Annotated in this window: 16 protein-coding genes; 9 read left to right on the forward strand and 7 right to left on the reverse strand. The window is 60.5% G+C overall.

All coding sequences use genetic code 11. The features are described 5' to 3' along the window. Positions 1-6: 6 nt before the first annotated feature. Genes Q1A20_RS10680 through Q1A20_RS10700 form a run of 5 tightly spaced genes read left to right on the forward strand, consistent with a single transcriptional unit; the run spans position 7 to position 4,400 of the window. Entirely contained in the window at positions 7-1,113 is a 1,107-nt protein-coding gene (locus Q1A20_RS10680; protein WP_299916927.1) for an ABC transporter ATP-binding protein, read from the forward strand. Beyond that, entirely contained in the window at positions 1,110-2,489 is a 1,380-nt protein-coding gene (locus Q1A20_RS10685; RefSeq protein ID WP_299916928.1) for an ABC transporter permease, read from the forward strand. The genes Q1A20_RS10680 and Q1A20_RS10685 overlap by 4 nt, the downstream gene beginning before the upstream one ends. Continuing rightward, positions 2,486-3,361, forward strand: coding sequence for an ABC transporter permease (locus Q1A20_RS10690; protein ID WP_299407429.1), 876 nt, complete (start codon positions 2,486-2,488; stop codon positions 3,359-3,361). The genes Q1A20_RS10685 and Q1A20_RS10690 overlap by 4 nt, the downstream gene beginning before the upstream one ends. 9 nt (positions 3,362-3,370) lie before the next feature. Next, positions 3,371-4,057, forward strand: coding sequence for a hypothetical protein (locus Q1A20_RS10695; RefSeq protein ID WP_299407431.1), 687 nt, complete (start codon positions 3,371-3,373; stop codon positions 4,055-4,057). Between the two features lie 52 nt (positions 4,058-4,109). Beyond that, a complete protein-coding gene (locus Q1A20_RS10700) occupies positions 4,110-4,400 on the forward strand; it encodes a hypothetical protein (protein ID WP_299407434.1) in 291 nt (96 codons plus the stop codon). Here Q1A20_RS10700 and Q1A20_RS10705 read toward each other — a convergent pair. Next, positions 4,382-4,945, reverse strand: coding sequence for a tetratricopeptide repeat protein (locus Q1A20_RS10705; protein WP_299407436.1), 564 nt, complete (start codon positions 4,943-4,945; stop codon positions 4,382-4,384). The two genes, Q1A20_RS10700 and Q1A20_RS10705, sit on opposite strands and share 19 nt — an antisense overlap. Before the next feature lie 79 nt (positions 4,946-5,024). On the opposite strand from Q1A20_RS10705, the gene Q1A20_RS10710 reads away from it, so the two are divergent. After that, positions 5,025-5,951 (forward strand): PHP domain-containing protein, encoded by a 927-nt coding sequence (locus Q1A20_RS10710; protein ID WP_299407439.1) that lies wholly within the window; start codon positions 5,025-5,027, stop codon positions 5,949-5,951. A gap of 61 nt (positions 5,952-6,012) precedes the next feature. Further along, the gene (locus Q1A20_RS10715) at positions 6,013-7,038 is read left to right on the forward strand and encodes an ABC transporter ATP-binding protein (RefSeq protein WP_299407442.1); all 1,026 of its coding nucleotides are present in this window, start codon (positions 6,013-6,015) and stop codon (positions 7,036-7,038) included. Here the strand turns inward: Q1A20_RS10715 and Q1A20_RS10720 are convergent. Both Q1A20_RS10720 and Q1A20_RS10725 read right to left on the reverse strand, forming a co-directional pair. Beyond that, the gene (locus tag Q1A20_RS10720; RefSeq protein ID WP_299407444.1) at positions 7,035-8,738 is read right to left on the reverse strand and encodes an iron ABC transporter permease; all 1,704 of its coding nucleotides are present in this window, start codon (positions 8,736-8,738) and stop codon (positions 7,035-7,037) included. The genes Q1A20_RS10715 and Q1A20_RS10720 overlap by 4 nt on opposite strands. 3 nt (positions 8,739-8,741) lie before the next feature. Beyond that, on the reverse strand, positions 8,742-9,722 hold the full coding sequence (locus tag Q1A20_RS10725; protein WP_299407447.1) for an ABC transporter substrate-binding protein: 981 nt from the start codon (positions 9,720-9,722) through the stop codon (positions 8,742-8,744). A gap of 104 nt (positions 9,723-9,826) precedes the next feature. On the opposite strand from Q1A20_RS10725, the gene Q1A20_RS10730 reads away from it, so the two are divergent. Beyond that, complete coding sequence (locus Q1A20_RS10730; protein ID WP_299407448.1) at positions 9,827-10,765, forward strand: alpha/beta hydrolase; 939 nt, start codon at positions 9,827-9,829, stop codon at positions 10,763-10,765. A 569-nt stretch (positions 10,766-11,334) separates the two neighbouring features. Then, on the forward strand, positions 11,335-11,970 hold the full coding sequence (locus Q1A20_RS10735; protein WP_299407451.1) for a transglutaminase-like cysteine peptidase: 636 nt from the start codon (positions 11,335-11,337) through the stop codon (positions 11,968-11,970). A 150-nt stretch (positions 11,971-12,120) separates the two neighbouring features. On the opposite strand, the gene Q1A20_RS10740 is transcribed toward Q1A20_RS10735, so the two are convergent. The 4 genes from Q1A20_RS10740 to Q1A20_RS10755 form a co-directional block, all read right to left on the reverse strand. Further along, a complete protein-coding gene (locus Q1A20_RS10740) occupies positions 12,121-12,597 on the reverse strand; it encodes a hypothetical protein (RefSeq protein ID WP_298973276.1) in 477 nt (158 codons plus the stop codon). A 195-nt stretch (positions 12,598-12,792) separates the two neighbouring features. Then, entirely contained in the window at positions 12,793-13,548 is a 756-nt protein-coding gene (locus Q1A20_RS10745; protein WP_299916929.1) for a VPLPA-CTERM sorting domain-containing protein, read from the reverse strand. A gap of 406 nt (positions 13,549-13,954) precedes the next feature. Then, complete coding sequence (locus Q1A20_RS10750; RefSeq protein ID WP_299407458.1) at positions 13,955-16,177, reverse strand: NADP-dependent isocitrate dehydrogenase; 2,223 nt, start codon at positions 16,175-16,177, stop codon at positions 13,955-13,957. A gap of 110 nt (positions 16,178-16,287) precedes the next feature. Continuing rightward, complete coding sequence (locus Q1A20_RS10755; RefSeq protein WP_299407460.1) at positions 16,288-17,196, reverse strand: LysR substrate-binding domain-containing protein; 909 nt, start codon at positions 17,194-17,196, stop codon at positions 16,288-16,290. Positions 17,197-17,214 lie beyond the last annotated feature (18 nt).

The following is a 17,214-nucleotide window of genomic DNA, read 5'->3' on the forward strand; positions in this document are numbered from 1 at the left end:
CGGATTATGGAACGTGGCAAGGATGTTGTGCTCGACGGTGTGGAGATCACCTATCCCAACGGTTTCACCGCGGTCCATGAGACCCATCTGAAGGTCGAAGCTGGCGAGTTCTTTTCCATTCTGGGGCCTTCGGGCTGTGGCAAAACGACGATCCTGCGGTCGGTTTCGGGGTTTGTAGAACCCTCACGGGGGCGCGTGTTGATCGGTGGCGAGGATCAGCGTGGCAAGGGGCCGAATGGGCGCCCGACGGCGCTGATTTTTCAGAACCTTGCGCTCTTTCCGCTGATGCCTGTCTGGGAAAATGTGGCCTTCGGGCTGGAAGCGCGCGGCGTCGGCAAACGCGCACGCCGGGAAAAGGCCGATGAGCTCTTGCAGCTTGTCGCCCTCGGGGATCAGGCGGAGAAAAAACCCTCTGAGTTATCAGGCGGACAGCGCCAGCGCGTTGCCATTGCCCGGGCCTTGGCGGTGGGGCCATCGGTCTTGCTGCTGGATGAGCCACTCTCAGCGCTCGACCTGAAGCTGCGCCAGCATATGCGGGCTGAATTGCGCGCGATCCAAAAGAAAACCGGCGTGACCTTTATCTACATCACCCATGATCAGGGGGAGGCACTGACGATGTCCGACCGGATCGCGGTAATGAACGCGGGGCGCATCGAGCAGGTTGGCGGCGCAGATGAGATTTACTCCAGCCCGCACACGGCCTTTGCCGCCTCCTTCGTGGGGGAGGCCAACCAGTTTCGCGGTCGGGTGACGGCGGTGACCGGCGACTACGCCCATATCAAAACCGCTCATGGTCAATTTGTCGGCCGTAATCCGGTGGGCTTGCGGGACGGGGATGAGGCGATACTGTTCATTCGGCCCGAAGCGATGGTGCTGGACGCCGGGAACAATCAGATGATGGCGCGGATGGAGCGCCGCGATCTGGAAGGTGCCTTTGTCAACATGATGCTGCGCACGCCGACGGGTGCGCAGATCACTGTCTGCGTGCCCAATACCAGCGCCACGCAGATCAGCGCGGATGCCGCACAATTCGGGTTTCCTTCCGAGGACGCCGTCGTGCTGCCCGAGGGGCCGCTGGCCCGCACCGGCGGTGAGGAGCTTGCCGCGCAATGACGGATCTGATCCGGGGATATGGGCGCGGTCTTGTCGCGGTATTTGTCGGCGCGGTTCTGGTCTGGGGGTTGGTGCTGGTCATTCTGCCGCAACTGGCGATGCTGGAACGGGCGCTGACCAAGCCCAAGCGACAACTCGACAGCTCCATCGCCGCACAGCTGGAGCGCGACGCCTTCAATTGTATCAGCATTCTGGGTCAGTACGCTGAGGCGCCCGACACACCGGCGCAAAGTGGCGGTCTGGCTGTGCCATCCGCCTCCGGCATGGCCGTGCCCTCCGCGTCGGGTATGAGCGCCCCTTCAGCACAGGCCGGAAGCAGGCCCTATATCCTGCAATGTGACCGGGCCACCACGCGCAAGAAAATGGTGCGCGCTGCCGGGACAGAGGCGTGGTTCAACGATCTCTATGATCTGCCGCTGCTTTCGGTGACCGATGACCTGCCCATTGCGCAGCAGATCGACGTCGCCCGGCAGATTGCCGCGCTCGCCGGTGACACCTACCAATCCCTTCTGATCAGCGAGGCCAACGCGCCGCGTCTGAGCGTCGGCAATTTCGCCGCCCTGACGCAGCCCGTGCTGATCCCGCTGTCGGATGCCGCGCGGGTGGCAGAAAACGCCAAGCTGTCCAATCAGCTGCTCGGCGTCATCGGGCTGCGTTACAGTGTCGAGGGCGACGTCTACGAACGCATTGGCCTGATCATCCTCGTCCGCACGCTGGTCTTTGCGGTTCTCGCAACGGGGCTGGCGTTGGTGGTCTGCTATCCGATTGCCTACAAGGTGGCGCTCGCAACCCCGCCGGAACGGGCAGTCTGGCTGTTTCTGGGCCTGATCATCCCCTATGCCATTGTCGAGCTGATGCGCATCTATGCCTGGACGGCGATCATCGACAACAAGGGTCTGCTCAACCAATTCCTGCTCTGGACGGGCGCAATCGCGGAACCGATCCAGTTCAAACGCTCCGCGCTGACGGTTTTTGCCGTCATCGTCTACACCTATGTACTTTTCATGGTCTTCCCGATCTTCAATGTGATGTCGACGCTGGACCGCAACCAGATCGAGGCGGCGCGGGATCTTGGGTCCTCGACCTGGCGGGTGCATTGGCGGGTCATCATTCCGCATGCCAAACCCGGCATTGCCGTGGGCTGTATTGCCACCTTCATGCTGGCGGCAGGCGCGTTCTCCGTGCCGCGGATCATCAGTCGCGGGTTGCAGGCGGAATGGTTTAGTCAGACGATCTACAACAAGTTCTTTGAATCGGAAAACTCCAATGTCGGCGCGGCCTATTCCTTTGCCTATACGCTGGTGTGTTTTCTGATCGTGGCGCTGTTCATGTGGCTCATGCGGACGCGGCTCAAAGATTTCGCGAGTGTAAGATGACCGATGCATCCGTAACCCCCGGCGCAACTGCGCGCACGCTGCGGATCAGCGCCGATACCGTGCTGAGCGTCTATACCTGGGCCTTCCTCATCTTCATGCTGGCGCCGCTTTTGTTGATGATCGTATCGAGCTTTAACAACACCTCGCCGCCCTCTGTTACCGAATGGGGCGGGTTCACCACCAAATGGTATGACTTTTTCTGGATGTCGGAGGCGGCGATCCGCGAGGATCCGGTCCTGCGGTCACTGGATCGGGATCGGTTTCTGAGCTGTTTCGGCAATTCGCTGCAGGTCTCGGTGGTTGTCGTGCCATTGTCGCTCTTGCTGGGTCTCGCGGGGGCGGTGCTGTTGACGCGTTGGCGCAGCCGGGCAAATGGTATCCTGTGGTGGGTGCTGTTGTCGCCCATGCTGGCCCCAGGGGTGATCCTTGGCCTCTCGGCGCTGGTGTTTTGGAGCAGGCTTGGCGTGAACGCGGGCCTCTTCACCATCATGATGGCGCAGGTGACCTTCATCGCGGGCTATCCGCTGCTGATCCTGATGGCGCGGTTGCAACGCCAGCCGGTGGAGCTGGAAGAAGCAGCCCTTGATCTGGGTGCATCCCCGTTTCGCGTTTTCCGGCGCATCACCCTGCCATTCCTGCTGCCGGCGCTTGCCTCGGCGGCTGTGATCGCCTTCATGGCGTCGATGGAGAATTACAACACCACGATGTTCGCCAAGGGTGGGGCCTGTACCTTTGCGACGGAGATCGGCGCAATGAGCCGCAATCCCAACGGTCATCCCCCGGTGATCAATGCGGTCGGAACCATCATCATCGTGCTGACCGTGGCAGCCGCACTGACGCATACGGTTCTGACCCGCCGCGAAATGCGCTAAGGCCACCGCATGATGATCACTGCGCGGTGCCATCCGGCCCTGGAACCTTTGTTGCCCAAACCCGTACCCGCCGCGCGGATGCTGCCCAACTGGCTGCGCGACATGCCCGAAGAGGTGCAGGCAGCAAGCCTTGGCGGCGCGCCGGTGCGCACGCTCAAGCATTGCCCGCCGCTGATTGACGCGATGCGGCTGGGGGTGTTGATCCTGTGTCCCGTCGATGTGACGGTTCGTGGGGGGGAACTGAGCTGGGAGTGGGACCCGCCCGTTCTGCCGGAGACGCTGATCACCCGCGCGCCGGTCGGCCTGCATGTGCCGGAGCAGGCCAATGGCTCCCCGCTGGCGCAGGATCACATTTTCATAAAGTTCATCAACTACTGGACGCTGGAAGCGGAGCCGGGCTGGTCGCTGCTCTTCCATCACCCGTCCGGCCATCCGGACCTACCGTTTCAGACCCTCTCCGGCGTGGTGGATTGTGACCTCTTTGCAGACGGCTATGTGCATTTTCCCGCCGTGCTGGAGCCGGGTTTCGACGGAGTGATCCCGCGTGCGACACCCATCGCCCAGGTGGTGCCGGTTCAGAAAGCCACATCGCTCACGGTGACCACGATGACCGAGGCTGAAATTACCAGCAATCGTGATGTGCAGGAGGCGCTGTCGGTCGCGCCCGGGGTCTACCGGAAGCGTTTCCGCAGGTAGGTCTTTACCGGTTTGAGGGAAAATGTAACACTTTCATGACAAAAGGCAGGTCATGAGAGCAGTACTTTTATCTGTTGGATTTCTGGTTGCGGCAGGGGCGGCCCGGGCGGGTGCCTATGAGGATCGGCGTGCGCAATGTCTGGGCTGGATGGTTCAGGGATACCCCTCCGGGCTTGAGGAAACTGCCTGCACGGCGCAGTTTTCCCTGCCTTCGCCTTTTCTCTTCAAATGTGCGCATGCACAGCGCAAAGGATATGACAGCGAGCTGCAGCGCAATGCCTGTCGTTTGTTCTTTGAGGAGGCGTCCATTGCGACAGGTGACGGCTACGTCCGCTCGAACTGAGGCAGTTTAAGCGGCAGCGTGCCTTTCGCGGTACGGGTCAGCACGCGCAGAACAGCAGGGCGCATTTCCGGATCCCGCAAGAGTGCTGCGCGCGCCGCGGTGGTGTCTTCCCCTTGCTCCGCCGCAATGCGATACCGCGCCAGACGCGCCTCGCTGTCGGTACTCTCTGCAAATCCGGCCTTTGCCTTTTCCCAATCACCCAGCCGCAGCGCCAGCTGTGCCGATAGCCGCCGGGCCTCGTGATCCTCGGGAGCCAAACGCGCGGCCGTGTCAAAGGCCTGCGCGGCGGCGACAAGATCACCATCGTCCAGCGCCGCGCGTCCCAGTTCGAACCAGGCCATGGCGTAATCGGGGCGTTCTGAGACGGCACGTTTAAGCCAGATCTGGCGCTGCGCCGGTTTGCCGCGCGCCTCCAACACCTTGGCGAGGTTGTAATAGACTTCGGCGGGCGCACCCTTCTTTTGCGCGGCACGGCGCAGGAGCCGTTCGGCCCGTGGCCAGTCCTGCGCCTGCAGAATGCCATGTAATGCGCTGAGATCAGTCAAAAAAGGCTCCACGTCGCGAAACTGTCACATGCTTTTCACACCCTTGCGCAACAAGCGTATGACACAAAAGAGGGCACCCATGAGCAGTTTGGCATTCGACCGTCCGGGCCGGTTTTGGCGCGGGAACCTTCATACGCATTCCAACCTGTCAGACGGCTGCCTGGAGCCCGCAGAAGTTTGTCGCCGTTACCGCGCCGAAGGCTATGATTTCATTGCGCTGACAGATCATTTTATCGGGCAATATGGCTATCCGATTGCCGACACGCGCGCCTTTCGAGGCGAGGGGTTCACCACATTGCTTGGGGCCGAATTGCATTCTGGTGCAATGGAAAACGGAGAGCTGTGGCATATTCTGGCGGTGGGCCTGCCAGAGGATTTCGAGCCGCCAAACGCGCCTCACTTCAAACCCATCGATGGGCAGGAGAGCGGTGCGGCCTTGGCCCGACGGGCGCGCGACGCGGGTGCTTTTGTCGCCATTGCGCACCCCGAATGGTCCGGGCTGACAACAGAAGATGCGCGGACCCTTGAGGCCGCCCATGCGGTTGAGGTCTATAACCATGGCTGTGCCACCGGGTGTGATCGACCGCATGGGTTCTATACGCTCGATCAGATGCTGTCTGAGGGCCGCCAGATGACCCTTTGCGCCACCGATGATGCGCATTTCACGGAGCCTGATCATTTCGGCGGCTGGGTCATGGTCAAGGCGGAGGAAAACGACCCCGACGCGCTTTTGAGGGCGTTGAAGGACGGGGCCTATTACGCCTCGACCGGTCCTGAAATCCGCGCCATTCACTGGGAGGAAAATGCCGTGGTGGTGGAGACCAGTGCGGTTGCTTCCGTGATCGTGCAGGGGCGTGGGTCGGCAGCGGTTGGCGCGCATGGGGCGTCGATGACGCGCACTTCCGTGCCGCTTGAGCGCTTTGAGGCCTCGCCGTGGATGCGGGTGAGCGTCATCGACGCGGCCGGGCGGCGCGCCTGGGCCAACCCCGTTTACAGATCCGCGTGAAGTCCCGTACCCATGCGCCGTTGATTGCCGGCACATCACGGCTATCTGGTTTCCCGAAACCATGAGCATCACGGCACGAAACCTGACAAAGCGGTTCGGCGCGCTTGCGGCTGTTGACGATGTCTCTTTCGACATCCCGCAAAACGCCTTCTTTGCGATTGTTGGCGCGTCGGGCTGTGGCAAGAGCACGCTGTTGCGGCTGATCGCCGGGCTGGAAACACCAGACAGCGGCAGCCTTGCCTTGCACGGCGCGCAGGTCGCAGGGCCGGAGGTGTTTCTGCCGCCGGAAGACCGGGCCGTAGGCGTTGTTTTTCAATCCTACGCGCTCTGGCCGCATCTGACCGTTGAGGGGAATGTGGCATTCCCCTATGAGGCGCGGGGCCTGAGCCGTGAGGCGGCGCGCAGCAAAGCCGCCGCACATCTGGAAACCGTCGCCCTTACGGCGATGAAAGACCGGCGGCCCGAGGCGCTTTCGGGGGGGCAACGGCAACGTGTCGCCCTAGCCCGCTGCCTTGCGGGAGAGGCCGATACGATCCTGATGGATGAGCCCCTCGCCAACCTCGACCCGCATCTGCGCAGCGAGATGGAAACCGAGTTGAAAGCCTTTCATCGCCGCTCAGGCGTGACCACGCTTTACATCACCCATGATCAGCGCGAGGCGATGGCGCTTGCCGATATCATGGCGGTGATGGACGCGGGCCAGTTTCTGCAGATCGGATCGCCGCGGGAGATCTATGACCAACCGGCCTCGGCAAAGGTGGCGCGGTTCATTGGACGCGGGACCGTGGTGTCCGCGATCCTGCGCACGGGGCACGTTCAGATCGGGCACCAGAATGTCGCGCCAAGGCGTCCGCCCGACCGCGAGAATGGAACGGCGCAGGCTTTCCTGCGACCGCGTGATATCGGCATCGGGGGGCACGGGGTGCCCGCGGTTCTGACATCGGTGCACTACCGGGGCGGTGTGTGGGAGGCCACTGCCGCGGCGGAGGGCATCGACACGCCCTTGATGGTAGACCTTGATCAACCGGCCACCGTCGGCGAGGGTCTCTGGCTCACTTTCAGGGGGTGCTGGCTGTTGCCGGACTAAAGACGCCAGGGGACGACACCTCGTGGTGCAACACGGCCCAGACGGTCCAGCGCGATCATCAGCAGCACGGTGGCAACGACCGTCACCGCAGACATCGCTGCGGCCAAGGTGGTGTAGCCGCCGTCCTCATAATTGAAGATCGTGGTGCCGATGGTTTCATTCCCAGAGGACCACAAGAGCGCGGAGACCGTGACCTCGTTATAGGCGGTCAGAAACACCAGAATGGTGCCAGAGGCCGCCGCTGGCGCGATCAGCGGCGCGGTGATCCGCCGCATACGTGTGCCAAACCCGGCCCCGGCGACGCGCGCCGCTTCGTCCAGTGTGGGGTCAAGCTGTAAATAGGCCGCGCTGACCGGTTTTAGAGCGATGGAGAAAAAGGCGCAGAGATAGGCGAGCAGAATGATCGTCAGCGTGTTGTAGATCGACAGGTTGAGGAGTGGCAGCGGCTTGATGAAGGCGAGGATGAAGGCAATCGAGATCACCAACCCGGGGATGGCATAGGTGATTTCGGCCAGCGTCGCCATGCCCGTGCCGAGCCGTCGGGTGCCAGGGTCCCGAGCGACCATGTAGCGCGCCAGCAGGGTGCAGAGCAGGGCAATGGTGATCGCCGCGATCCCCGCGATCAGGGTGGAATTCAAGAACGCGCGCGCGGTCACGGATTGCCGAAACAGGACCTCCGCAAAGTTCTTCAGCGTCAGGGTTTCAGCGGTCAATGGCAACCCGTAGGTGGTGACCAGCGCGGTGGCGAAGAGTGCGGTGAGCGGCAGGACAAGCGTGCCCAGCACGACCATGGCCATGCTCAGTTCCACCACCGGACGCGCGGGGCCCAGGGCAATCGAAAGCGGCGCCTGCGGTGGGCCGATCAGGGCGTTGCGACTGCGGCGGGCGAGCCACATCTGGGCCAGCACGGCAGCGATCGCGATGACGGCAACCAGCGCGGCAATCGCGGCAACATCCGACAGGACCGAGGGGCCGAAACTGGCGAGCCGCTGCCAGATCAGGACGGGCAGCGTGGTGTAGCGCGCGGGAATGCCCAGAAGCGCGGGGATCCCGAAATTGCCCAAAGCCGAGACGAAAGCGAGCGCAAAGCCTGCAACCAGCGTGGGCGCCAGAAGCGGCAGAATGATGCGCGCCAGCAGCTGCCCGGGCCCGGCACCTGCCACGCGGGCGGCATCGGACATTTCCCGCGGCAAGCTGCGCAGGGCGGCCAGAACCACCAGAAACACAAGCGGGGCATGCTGGATGCCCAGCAGAAAGATGACCCCCTCACGGGAGTAGAGCGGGTGCGTGGTGCCGATCTCGGGAGCCACTCCCAGCGTTTTCAATAGCGGAGAGGAGGGACCCAGGGCCTGCACCCAGGCAATCGCTGTCACATGGGGCGGGATCATCATCGGGATCAGCAGGAGAAAGGTGAACGCGCCTTTCCACCTGATATCCGTCAGCCCCAGCACCAGTGCGGCGGTCGTGCCGCCGAGGAGTGCGAGTACAGCAGAGAGCAGGCTGCTTTCCAGCGAATTCCAAAGCGCGCGTGGCACCGCGCGGCTGTTGAGCGCTTCGATCACAGGGGCGAGGTTCAGACCCTCATCGCCAGACAGGCCCACCCGGACCAACAAGCCAAGCGGGAAGACAAAGAGGATCAGCGCGACACAAAGCAGAGCGGCGAGGGTCACCCCCTCGCCACTGCGCCAATAGCGGAGCAAGGCTTACCCGCCAAAAATGTCAGCGAAACGCGCTTTGTTGGCGGCGTCCTCAGACAGTGCCTTGGCTGGGTCAAAATCAAGCAGCTTGATTGCGTCGCGTGCCGGGAAGCCTTCGGGGGGCGCGATGGCGGGATGCGCGGGCAGATAGCCCATATCCGCCGCCAATTGCTGGCCCTCCGGCGAGATTAGGAAATCGATAAAGGCTTTCGCGGCTTGCGGGTTTTGCGCCGTCGACAGGATGGCCGCGGGTTCGGTCACCGCACTGACGCCTTCCTCGGGGAAGACGAATTTCACCGGCGCACCCTCAAGCATGTTCCGGATGGGCAGGAAATCGACAACGAAACCATAGAGTTTCTCGCCCCCGGCGATTGCTTTGTAGGTGCCGCCATTGCCGCCCTGCGGGTTTGCGCCCTGATCCGCCAAGGCTTCGTAGTAGTCCCACCCCAGATCGGAAGCTCCGGTGATCGATGCCATGTGAATGGTGGCCGCCCCGCTGGTCAGCGGCGAGGGCATTGCCAGCTTGTCCTTTGCATCAGGTTTCAGCAGATCTTTGTAGGAGGTTGGCACCATAGGGGCGCCGGTGTTGTAAACGATGCCCGTGGTGATCAGCTTGGTCGAGAAATAGTGGCCCTCGTCATCCATGAGTGCTGGATCATAGGCGGATACATCGGCGTCCGGATAAGGCATCAGGCGGCCCTCGGCCTCCAGGCCTTCCATGGTCACCATATCGGCGATCAAAAGCACATCCGGCTGTGGTGCGCCGGCCTCGAATTCAGCGCGCAGTTTGGCCATGATTTTGGTGGTGCCGTCACGGATCCATTCCACGTCAACCTCTGGATACTGGGCTGTAAAAGCATCGACAGTACGTTGCGCATCGGCATTCGGCTGCGAGGTATAAAGCACCAGCTTGCCGGAGACATCGGCGGCAAGGCTGGTTGCGCCAAAGCCAAGCGCGACAAGGGCGGCAGCAAGTATCGTTCGCATCAGGGTATCCCATCTGTTCGTGTTTCAACATTGCATGTGTGGCAAAGGACTGTGACAGGGCGATGAAATCCCCGAATGCATGCCGCAAAGACCTTTGAAACGCGATGACAGCAGGTGTTTGGGACAAGAGTAAACGCTCCATACATCGGCTGGAGCGGGTTTGGACATCCGCTGAGGCCGGGGCTACTCTGCAGGCCAACCTGGATGTATCGCATTGGATCGAACGGATGTCAGAATGGCGCTTGACTGAGGAATACCAGACCTCCGCCGGCAAGGTGGCGGCTGGCAGAGCCGGTCAAGGGCCCGCGCTGGTGGTTGCGCATGGCTGGCCGTGGTCGTCGTTCAGTTGGCACCGTGTCATTCCGCGATTGTCCCGGAAGTACACCGTTTATTGGTACGACATGCCAGGCTACGGGCAATCTGAAAAGCGCAGCGGGCAACGCACGTCGCTTGATGTCCAGGGCGCCGTGTTTTCCGAAATGCTCGCGCATTGGCAATTGGAAAAGCCATCCGTCATGGCGCATGATTTTGGGGGCGCGACCACCCTGCGTGCGCATTTGCTGCATGGGTGTGACTACGAACGCTATGTGCTGATGAACGTCGTGGCGATGCGCCCCTGGGGATCTGATTTTTTCGATCACGTCGGCAAACATGTGGATGCCTTTCAAGGGCTGCCGATGCATATCCACCGCGCCATTGTCGAAGCCTACATCCAGGGTGCCCTGATCAGCGAGATATCGGATGCGGATTTCCAGGAACTGGCAGCGCCCTGGCTGACGGACGCGGGCAGCCAGAGCTTTTACCAACAGTTTGCGCAGGCGGATGAAAAATACACCGCTGAAATTGAACCGCTCTTTGGTGCGATCCGATGCCCGGTTCAGGTTGTGTGGGGGGAGGATGATCCCTGGATCCCCCTTGCGCGAGGCAAGGCATTGCACCGCTTGATCGGCCAGGATCGGTTGGAAATTATGCAAGGCGTCGGCCACCTGCCGCAACTGGAAGCCCCTGAACGAGTGCTTGAGGCAGTGTCTGGGTTTTTGTGAACTGGCGCCGCCGGTTGCATTTTCAGGCCTTTCATCCCGCAGGAATTGTAGGTTTTCTACCTATCAGAGAAAGCTCACCAAATTCGTGATCAATTTTACGCCGATGCCCGACGCTATTCGGCATTATGTTGCGCAAACGACCGCGGGCGATGGACAGCCCATGTCGTTACTGTTCTCATACTAAACATAATAACGCTGCGGGCAGGCTGTTGTACCGCGGAGCGAAACGGGACGGGGAAGTGACGCGAATGGGAACGGCTTTGTGGCACGGCGCCATGAAGCGAAGGCGTGATGCCAGCCCGGGTCTCATTTCGTCAAATTGAAAGTGTTTTGTGAGACTTTTGAGTCGAAATGAGGGGATTTAGATGGATCAATCCTTGGATCAAACGGGGCGGTACCGGCCCGTTTTCACGGTTTGCGAAGACATGGGTGTTAGCTGTCTTGAGACATTCACAATGCTGACACCACATTGCCCGATTTGGTTGTGATGCTCGGCTGCAGCTGCATTCACAAGGGGAAATTCGCTGGTGCTTAACGCGAGTGTAAAAACTGACGACCGGGGCGATCTGATGAAGGCCCGCAAAGTGACAACGCGTCGTATTCTGTCTTTGGGATGCGCCGCCTTGGCGTTTGTGGTCGCGACCAGTCATTTGGCACCTGCATACGCGGGCACCAGTTCCGGCAGTTTTCTTGTGGCACAGCGGTCGATTAAGGCCCCGCCAGGCTTCTCCGGGCTTTGTGCGAAGTACAATTGGGCCTGTGCAAGCACCGGCCATTCAGCGCTCAGCAATGACGCCGTTGTCAAGCTGGCAACAAAGGTCAATCGCCAGGTGAACCGTCAGGTCCGCCAGATCGAAGACCAACAACAGTATGGCAAAGAAGAGCATTGGGCACTGCCCACGTCGCGCGGTGGTGACTGCGAAGACCTCGTTTTGCTGAAGAAGAAAATGCTGGTTGAAAGAGGCGTGGCCGCGCAGGATCTTTTGATCGCGACGGTGCTGGATCGTAGGCTGAACAGCCATGCCGTTCTTATTCTCCGGACGCAGAGCGGAGATCTGGTGCTCGACAATCTGACCAACAAGATCGTGGCTTGGGAAGCGACAGGGTATACCTTCCTGAAGCTGCAAAACCCAAAGGCGCTCAGCCGCTGGGATGCTGTGCTTGCGGGTGGGCTGATCACCGATAAACCGACCGCGTCTCGTTAAGACGGCGATGTCCGACCGCGATGCGCTGAATTCGACGGACCAGCCGTGGTCGTGAATTCAAAAAGGGCATCCCATTGGATGCCCTTTCCTTCGTATCAAACGAATGTTGAGGGTGTATCGAGCGGACCCGATCACTCATCGCAAGGTCGATCAGCCTGGCAATACGCCGCCACCGCCTGGGTTGTCACCGTTACCGCCGGGATCATCCGGGTTGTCGCCGCCACCGCCAGGCGTGTCGCCATCGCCACCGGGCGTACCGCCGTCACCACCTGGGGTGCCACCGCCGCCGCCGGGCGTGCTACCACCGGGGTCGCCTGCCGTGCGCGACGGACCATTACCGCGTGACCGGTCAAGGGCGTCACCTTCTTCAGGGTCTGCGCCCAATCCGATCGACGCTGTTGGCCTGTCCGTCAGCCCCAACGCACTTTCGGGGCAATACTTGAACATCCGTTGCAGGATTTCATTGTAGTCGGGGCGCCTTTCGATGCGGTTCAAAACCGCAGTTGGGATCGTTTCCCAGTTGCACATGTTGTATTCTTCAGCAGCAGATGTGTTTGGCGCCAAAACCGAAATTGCGGTCACGGCTGCTGCGGCGAGGGACGCGGTGAGAGAGACAGAGTTTTTCATTTTTTACCTCTTGGGGTGTTCCGAACTAGTTACCAAAAATTACAGTCGAATAGTCTTAAGTACCGGGTCGTAGAATTAAGAGTGCCCCGGAACGGCCCGGGGCATTCGAGTTTTATAACTGGTGAGACCGATGTGGCCGAGCGGTGCGGGCCGTCGAAACGACCTTGGCGCTCGATGATATCGGTCTCTGAATACTCATGCCGCCTTCTTGTCTTGGCGACGCATGGCTGCAAGGCCACCCAGGCCTCCCAGCAAAAGCCACATGCCCGCAGGCAGTGGGACGGTAGAAATATCTGCGTAAATACCAATTGTGGATGTACCACCTTCGACATTGGTCCAGAACCCGTTGCCCGCATTGTAGGCGCTGCGTGTTCCGGCGTCGAAGAGGTCAAAGAAGACGGCGTCCAATGTGTGCCCGCCGCCCAAGTCAAGCGGTACCCCGAATGCGCCAACAGCGAGTTGCATGCCGCTGATCTCGTCGGCGTTGTTACCCGTCGCTTCGTTGGTGTCGGTGTTAAAGCTCACGTCTGGCGTGTTGGTGATCTCGAACGCGATAGAGTCGCTCAATGTCAGCGCCAGCGGTGCAAAGAAATTCAGCCCCAGGTTCACATTGCTGGTCCATTCGGACCCGGTGTGAAAATTGGACTGGTTGTTCCATGTGATCGTGCCAAGCAGAACGCTTCCGCTTTTCACGTCGCTTTTTTCAAAGCTGAAATTTGTGGTGTTGATTTCCAGGGAGCTGGAATTTCCAGACTCGACCGTATAGTTTTTGTGGCTGGGTGTGCCCCACTCCAGCTTGCTGGTACCAGCTCCAATATACTGTATCGAAGGGTCTGTTGCCCCGGAGGGTGCATCAACTGTTCCGCTGAAACTTCCGGAAATGGTGCTTGCCTGGGCGGCGCCGACGACGCCTAAAGACAAGGCACCTGCGATGGCGATCTTCTTGAACATTGTTTAACCTCGGACCTACTAATAAAACTGTTACAATTGTCACCTACGCGTTTTGCTATTCATAATCAAGACACCTCGTTGCTGCATTTTCGCCTTATTTCGCAATTTCCGTTTCTGTTGCGAAAATGATGATGTCTGATGGCCTTCATTACCACCGAATCGGAAACGAACATAACCTATGCGGGAATATTTTCGTTGTTAACCAAGGTCATGCGGTAAGGGGTGGGATCTGGCAAGATATGCTTGGGAGCACCCGGATCTCGCGCGTTTTATGGGACCAGACGCGCGGGTTTTTCACGTCTTTTGCGCTCAGGACAGGCCGACCTTTAAGGCGCGGGTATCATTTGCAAAGAGCGCGCTGAGCGCCCCCACCGATGCCCGGAGGGGTGGGGGCCACTTCGCATGATTAGCCGATGATCTGATTCAGCGTTGCAGACGGGCGCATCACCTTTGCGGTTTTGTCAGCATCGGAGTGATAATATCCCCCGATATCCGCAGGGGCGCCCTGGACGGAAACGAAATCCGCCTGGATCGCCGCTTCATTCTCCGCGAGCGCCTGCGCCATGGGTGCAAAATGCGCCGCCATTTCCGCGTCGTCGGTTTGCGCGGCGAGGGCTTGCGCCCAGTAAAGCGCAAAATAGTAGTGGCTGTCGCGATTGTCTGTCTGACCGACCTTGCGATTCGGCGACTTATTGTTGTCCAGAATGCCTTGGGTCGCCACGTCAACCGCATCGCCCAGCACCTTGGCCTTGGCATTGCCTTTGACCTGCGCAAGGAACTTCAGACTTTCGCCCAGAGCACAGAATTCGCCCAGTGAGTCCCACCGCAAGTGGTTCTCTTCGACCAATTGTTGAACGTGTTTTGGCGCGGATCCACCGGCGCCGGTCTCGAAGAGCCCGCCGCCCTTCATCAGCTTCACGATAGATAGCATCTTGGCCGAGGTGCCCAATTCGAGGATCGGGAAGAGGTCGGTCAGGTAGTCGCGCAGAACGTTTCCGGTCACCGCGATCGACGTATCCCCCTTGCGGATCGTCTCGAAACTCACCCGGGTGGCTTCGCGTGGCGCGAGGATTTGGAATTTCTCGCTGGCACCCGCAGCATCCAACAGGGGCCTGACGTAGTTCAAAAGCTGTGCGTCATGGGCACGGGTTTCATCCAGCCAGAAAATGGCCTGACATCCTTCCAGCGCCTGACGATCGATGGCCAGTTGCACCCAGTCTTCAATCGGCGCCTGACGCGTCGAAGCCGAGCGCCAGATGTCCCCGGCTTCGACCACATGTTCGTGCAGGATGTCGCCATTGGCGGCGATCATGCGCACGGTGCCGTCGGTCGGGATTTCGAATGTCGTGGGGTGCGAGCCGTATTCTTCAGCCTTCTGCGCCATCAATCCGATGTTTTGCACGGTGCCAGCGGTCGATGGATCGAGCGCGCCGTGCGTCTTACAGTCCTTGATCGCCTCGTCATAGACGGCGGCGTAGGAGCTGTCAGGGATCACGCAGGCTGTGTCTGCTTCTTTGCCATTCGGTCCCCATCCTTTGCCGCCCGCGCGGATCAGGGCCGGCATGGAGGCGTCGATGATGACGTCCGACGGCACGTGCAGATTGGTGATCCCCTTGTTGGAATTCACCATGTAGAGCGGCGGATTGTCGGCCATCGCCGCGTCAATGGCGGCGAGAATTTCATCTGCCTCCGGGGCCTCGGCAACCGCTTCCAGAACCGCGCCCAGCCCGGAGTTCGGGTTGACGCCCGCCGCAGCCAGCGCATCGCCGTAGGTATCAAACACGGGCTTCAGGAAGGCCTTGACCGCATGGCCAAAAATGATCGGGTCCGAGACCTTCATCATCGTGGCCTTCATGTGGATCGAAAACAGGATGCCCGCAGATTTGGTCGCGGCGATCTGGTCCAGCAGGAAGGCGCTCAGGGCTTTGGCGGACATGAAGGTCGCATCAACCACGGTGCCCGCAGGGTATTCGACACCCTCCTTGAGGGTGGTGACCGATCCGTCCTTGCCGACCAACTCGATCCGCGCAGCACCGGCTTGCGGGGCGGAGAGCGTTACGGATGTCTCATTTGAGCGGAAATCATGTGCGCCCATCGTGGCCACATGGGTTTTGCTATCCGCGGACCACGTGCCCATCGAATGCGGGTTCGCCTGCGCATAGTTTTTGACAGCCACCGCGGCGCGCCGGTCGGAGTTGCCCTCCCGCAGCACCGGGTTCACGGCGGAGCCTTTGATCGCGTCATAGCGCGCACGGATCGCCTTTTCAGCGTCCGTTGCGGGCGTTTCGGGGTAATCGGGCAGATTGTACCCCTGCGATTGCAGCTCCGTCACCGCCGCGACCAGTTGCGGTACGGAGGCAGAAATATTCGGCAGTTTGATGACATTGGCCCCCGGAGTTTTCACCAGCTGGCCAAGGACGGCGAGGTCATCGGTCTGGCGCTGCCCCTCCGTCAGGTTCTCAGGGAAGGCAGAGATGATGCGCCCGGCAAGCGAAATATCACGCGTCCCCACCGAAATGCCCGCAGCAGAGGCAAACCGCTGAATGATGGGCAGGAGTGACGCGGACGCCAGTTCCGGGGCTTCGTCAACCTTGGTGTAAATGATGTCGGGATTTTTCATTTCTGTCATGCCTACATGGACCCTGTGCTGTTCAACTATCCCCTAAACGACCCAAGAAGTGAGGTCCACAGCAGGCAGGCGCATAATCTCGGGCAAAACTCATACTGGGCAGATTTGCGTCATGCTTTTTGCGAAAAGGGGTCCGGGGCGGTGTGCAGTCGCAAGTGCCGCATGAAAGCGCGCGCAATGCTGGGCGTGGGGCCATGATCCGGCGTGACAAAGTAGCTGCGATATTCGATCTGCGACGCGAAGGGCCGGAAGACCACATCGTTGGCCCGGTACTGGACGACGGGGAATGGATTGACGATGGTCAGCCCCAGCCCTTCCTTGGCCAGGTCCACCGCCGCAAAGGATGTCGATGCCTCCGCCACGATATGCGGCGTGCTGCGGCAGCCATGCAGCACCTTTTCCAGCTGGGCGCGCCGGGCGTGGCGGTGGGTCAGCGCGATCAGGGCTTGCCCGTCCAGGTCCTCTGGCTGGATCGTTTCACGGGAGGCAAAAGCGTGGTCGCTGGCCATGGCGCAGACCGCGCTGGAGGTGCGATAAGGGGTCAGTTTCACGCCATCGCGCGAAAGCTCGACACCTGTGAGGCCAAGATCGAACCTCTCCTCCAGAATGCCGCGGATGACATCTTCGGATGGGGAAACCTCGAGGCTCACATAGAAATGCGGGTTCGTTTTGAGGAAGGTGGCAATATGATGCACCAGAAACCGGTGGGCGTAGGTTGGAGGCGCTACGATGCGCAGTGTTTCCTGTGCGGCTTCGGGCGGGCCATCGATGCGGTCGAGCGCTTCAAACAGCGGATCAAGCCGTCTATTCAATTGTGCGGCCTCGTTAGTCGGGCGCAGCCGACCGCCATCCCGCTCGAATAGAATCCGCCCGGTGCGCGCCTCAAGGTTGGCAATGGAGCGGCTGACAGCGGATTGCGACAGGCCAAGCCGGATGGCCGCTTTGGATGTGGTTCCGCTCTCCATCAATGCGCGCAATGCCTGATATTCGGGCAGGCTGTGCCAAGTTTTAGTCGCCATTCGGGTCTCCCTGCAAAA

It is taken from the genome of uncultured Roseobacter sp. (genome assembly GCF_947501835.1).
GTDB lineage: Bacteria > Pseudomonadota > Alphaproteobacteria > Rhodobacterales > Rhodobacteraceae > Roseobacter.